The 3589-nt window shown below is 58.7% G+C and carries 4 protein-coding genes; all 4 read right to left on the bottom strand.

The features are described from left to right. Positions 1 to 344: 344 nt before the first annotated feature. Positions 345 to 1094: a ZIP family metal transporter gene (locus tag ABD819_RS21355; protein WP_345127697.1), complete on the bottom strand. Its 750-nt coding sequence runs from the start codon at positions 1092 to 1094 to the stop codon at positions 345 to 347. A gap of 182 nt (positions 1095 to 1276) precedes the next feature. Then, positions 1277 to 1621, bottom strand: a complete 345-nt coding sequence (locus tag ABD819_RS21350) for a hypothetical protein (RefSeq protein ID WP_345127696.1) — start codon at positions 1619 to 1621, stop codon at positions 1277 to 1279. Between the two features lie 85 nt (positions 1622 to 1706). Next, a complete protein-coding gene (locus ABD819_RS21345; protein ID WP_345127694.1) occupies positions 1707 to 2330 on the bottom strand; it encodes a YcxB family protein in 624 nt (207 codons plus the stop codon). A 107-nt stretch (positions 2331 to 2437) separates the two neighbouring features. Then, positions 2438 to 3298: a carboxylating nicotinate-nucleotide diphosphorylase gene (gene nadC, locus ABD819_RS21340; RefSeq protein ID WP_425554047.1), complete on the bottom strand. Its 861-nt coding sequence runs from the start codon at positions 3296 to 3298 to the stop codon at positions 2438 to 2440. Positions 3299 to 3589 lie beyond the last annotated feature (291 nt).

Genomic DNA, 3589 nt, shown 5'->3' with positions numbered 1-3589 from the left:
AGTGACCCTAAAAAAGAGCGGGGATTGTCATGTTAAACGGGCTCTATCGCCCCATAATACTAGAATCTTACTCCACTCCTTTCCTTCATTGACCTAAATTAAGAGGTCGTATCTGAACATAGGATAAATTATTTACTGACGGGTACTTACTATTCTTTAACTGCTGTTACGCGCCAGCCCCGCAGCGTAACAGCAGTTACTTAACCCAATCCTCAACCCTTAATTAAGTTGTTAGTCATTAGTTGTCAGTTGTTAGCAGGATGGCAATCGGCTGACTGACCACTAACAACAAGCAACTGACAACCCGTTTGCTTTTGAACGACTGCTCAACCCTCAACCCTTCATCACGCTACGGCCAGCGCCAGCAGCAGCCCCGCCAGGGTAGCGCCCAGCTTGGGCCAGTTGAGGCGGTGTTCCGGGCTGGTTTCGAAGAGAATGGTGGTGGAGACGTGCAGGAAATTGCCGGCCACCAGCCCCAGTAGCGCGGCATAAAGCCCGGTGCTGAGCAGCTGCGACAGTACCACGTAGTTGCTGAACACGATGCCAATGGGCGAGGCCAGCGCGAAAATCAGCAGCCCCGGCCACACCCGCCGGAAGCTGCCCAGCCGTAACCGCAGCAGCGTAGCCAGCGCAAACGCGGCCGGGACGTGGTGCAGAGCCACGCCCACCACGATGGCATAGAAATTCTGGCTGATTTGGCCCACTTCCGGGGTGCGTACCAATATGCTGCCCTCCAGAAAGGAATGCACCACCAGCGCCGCCAGCAGCAGAAACGGTACCCGGCCGGGCGCATCGTGCGGGCCGTGGGCCGCCTCGTGGTGCACGTGCCCGTGCTCCACGCCCTGCGAAAGCACTTCCAGCAGCAGCTGCCCAAAAAAGCCGCCCAGTACCCAGTAGCCCACCCGCGCCGGGTGTTCCGGCAGCAGTTGCAGGGCCTCGGGCAAAATATGCGTGATGGTGAGCGTGAATAAGTAGGCTCCGCTGAACGCCAGCAGCGGTTTCAGCCACCGGCTGCCCCGCGCTACCGGCACCCAAGCCGCGGCGGCCCCCGCGCCCAGCACCGTCAGCAGCAGGAAAAAAATAGCAAACCCCATACGTAATGAATGAGGAATGAAGAATGAGGAATGAGGAATAGGAAATGGCCAGTGCCTGGGTCAATTCCTCATTCCTCATTCCTCATTCTTCATTCTAAAATGACGCAAAGCGGCAGCTCTGCTACCGCCAGCCGGCGGGCAAAGCTGCCACTCACAAGTATATAATCGACGATGCGAGGCGCTTAGCGCTGTATCTGGTGGCCGTTGTCGGCCGTGTCGGCCTGGCTCGACTTGCCGGCGTCAATTACCTGGCCGCGCTTGCGCATGCCTTCTTCGGCGTTGGCCGAAATAGAAGATTCGGCCGACCGGGCTGGGGCAGCCGCTTCCTCCGCTTCCTGGGTTTCCGCGCTCTTGTTCTCAATGGAGCCGTTAGGAGTCGAGCCGTCGAAGTTTTCGGAGGCCCGCGTGCCGGGTGCTACCATGTCAACGGATACTTTTTCGCCGGGCCGCCAGTCGGAAGGCTCGGCGCTGCAAGAAGCCAGGGCAACCGTAGCCAGGGCCAGCAACAACGTGTGGGTCAGTTTCATCAGAAGTAAAATTAACAGGAGAGAATATTCAGGAATAGTGGCTGGAAGTGGCGAAAAACTTCTTCCAGCCACTTATTAATTCAGGCTATACGGCCGCCGCGCCCGCTTCGGCGGGCAGCAGGTTTTTGCGGCGCAGCAGGGATTCAAACAGCTTCAGGTCGTTGGGCGAATTGAAGATGCGCATGGGCAAATGTAAAAACACGGGCACGTCAAACGTGCGTCCCAGCCACAGGCGCCAGGCGGCCATGCCCTCGGGCGGGGTGCCGGGCTTGAGGTACAATAAGTAAGCATCGGAATCGCGGCGGACGCGGCCAATCATGTCCCAAGTCAGCTGCATGGCTTTTTCGGGGCCCACGCGCAGCAACAGCTGCTTCTGGTCCATCTCAAAATTCATGCGCTCAAACAGGGGCTTGCTCTGCTCCATCTGGGTCACGCCCGTCACCTGCGCCGAGCGAAACAGCACGAACAGCACCGTGAGCACCACGGCCAGCACCAGCCACCACCACGAATGCACGAAAATGGCCGGCAGCAAGCCTAAAGCGAAGGGAATCAGGGCGTACACCCAGTCTTTCTTCCACACTTCGCCCATCACCAAACGGGTATAGGCATCGGTGGTGAGCTGTGATTTCTTGGTGCGAATGGCCAGCGGCGAAGACTGCTGGGCCTGGCGGAAGCCGCCGCCACCACCGCGTTGGTTGGGTTGGTTCATCTTTAGTGGTTAATGATTAATGGTCAGTGATTAATGAGTTTTGGCTGATGTAGGCTAGTTAAATATAGCCAGGCAATAATCCTTTATCACTAACCATTAACCACTAGTTAAAATGCTTTTAAGCTCAAATCCAGGCTCTTGACCGAGTGGGTGAGCGCCCCGACGGAGATATAGTCGACTCCGGTACCGGCGACCTCGGCGATGGTTTGCTCGGTGATGCCGCCGCTGGCCTCGGTGGGAAAACGGCCGGCGATGAGGGCCACGGCCTCGCGCAGCTGGTCGGGCTTCATGTTGTCGAGCATGATGCGGTCGATGCCGCCGGCATCGAGGGCCTGCTGCACTTCGTCGAGCGAGCGGGTTTCGATTTCAACGGGCATTTTCCGGCCGGTTTTGGCCAGGTAGGCGTGCGTGGCGGCAATGGCCTGGGCAATGCCGCCGGCGTAGTCGACGTGGTTATCCTTGAGAATAATCATGTCAAACAGGCCGTAGCGGTGGTTCACGCCGCCGCCGATGAGCACGGCCCACTTCTCACAAATCCGGAAGTTGGGCGTGGTCTTGCGCGTATCGAGCAGCTTGGCACTGGTGCCGGCCAGCAGCGTGTTGAGGTGTGCCGTATAGGTGGCAATGCCGCTCATGCGCTGCATGCAGTTGAGCACCAGGCGCTCGGCCGTGAGGATGCTGCGCGCCGGGCCCTCTACGGTGAAGGCAATGTCGCCGTGCTTCACGGGCGTACCATCGGTGAGCAGCGCACTCATTTGTAGCGTAGGGTCCACTTCCCGGAAAATCAGCGGGGCCAGGGCCATGCCGGCCAACAGGCCTTCGCCCTTCACGAGCAGGTGGGCCCGCTTGCGGGCATCGGCCGGGATGGCGGCCAGGGCCGAGTGGTCGCCGTCGCCCACGTCCTCGGCCAGGGCCGTGCGGATGAAAGTGGTCAGCGCTTCGGGCGTGAGATAGGAAGCAGGAGGGATTTGCACGGGGCAAAGGTACGGCCCGGGTCTTTGCGAATAAAGGAGCACAACTCAGAACGTGATGCTGAGCTTGCCGAAGCAGCTCTACCGCAATACTAAATCTGATTAGCTGCGCGGTAGAGCTGCTTTGGCAAGCTCAGCATGACGCGCTGGTGGTTCACCGCAATGTCTCGTCCGGCTATATGTTGACAGGAATAAGGCAAGGGCCCTGCTCGGATTTTCCGGCGGGGCTTTTTCCTTGCAAATGGACTTGATTGGGGGTTAAGTAATTCAGGGCCAGGTGGGGCCGTT

The organism is Hymenobacter antarcticus (genome assembly GCF_039539545.1).
GTDB lineage: Bacteria > Bacteroidota > Bacteroidia > Cytophagales > Hymenobacteraceae > Hymenobacter > Hymenobacter antarcticus.
The sequence above is the reverse complement of the archived record's forward strand: the minus strand, read 5'-3'. Positions and strand labels throughout refer to the sequence as shown.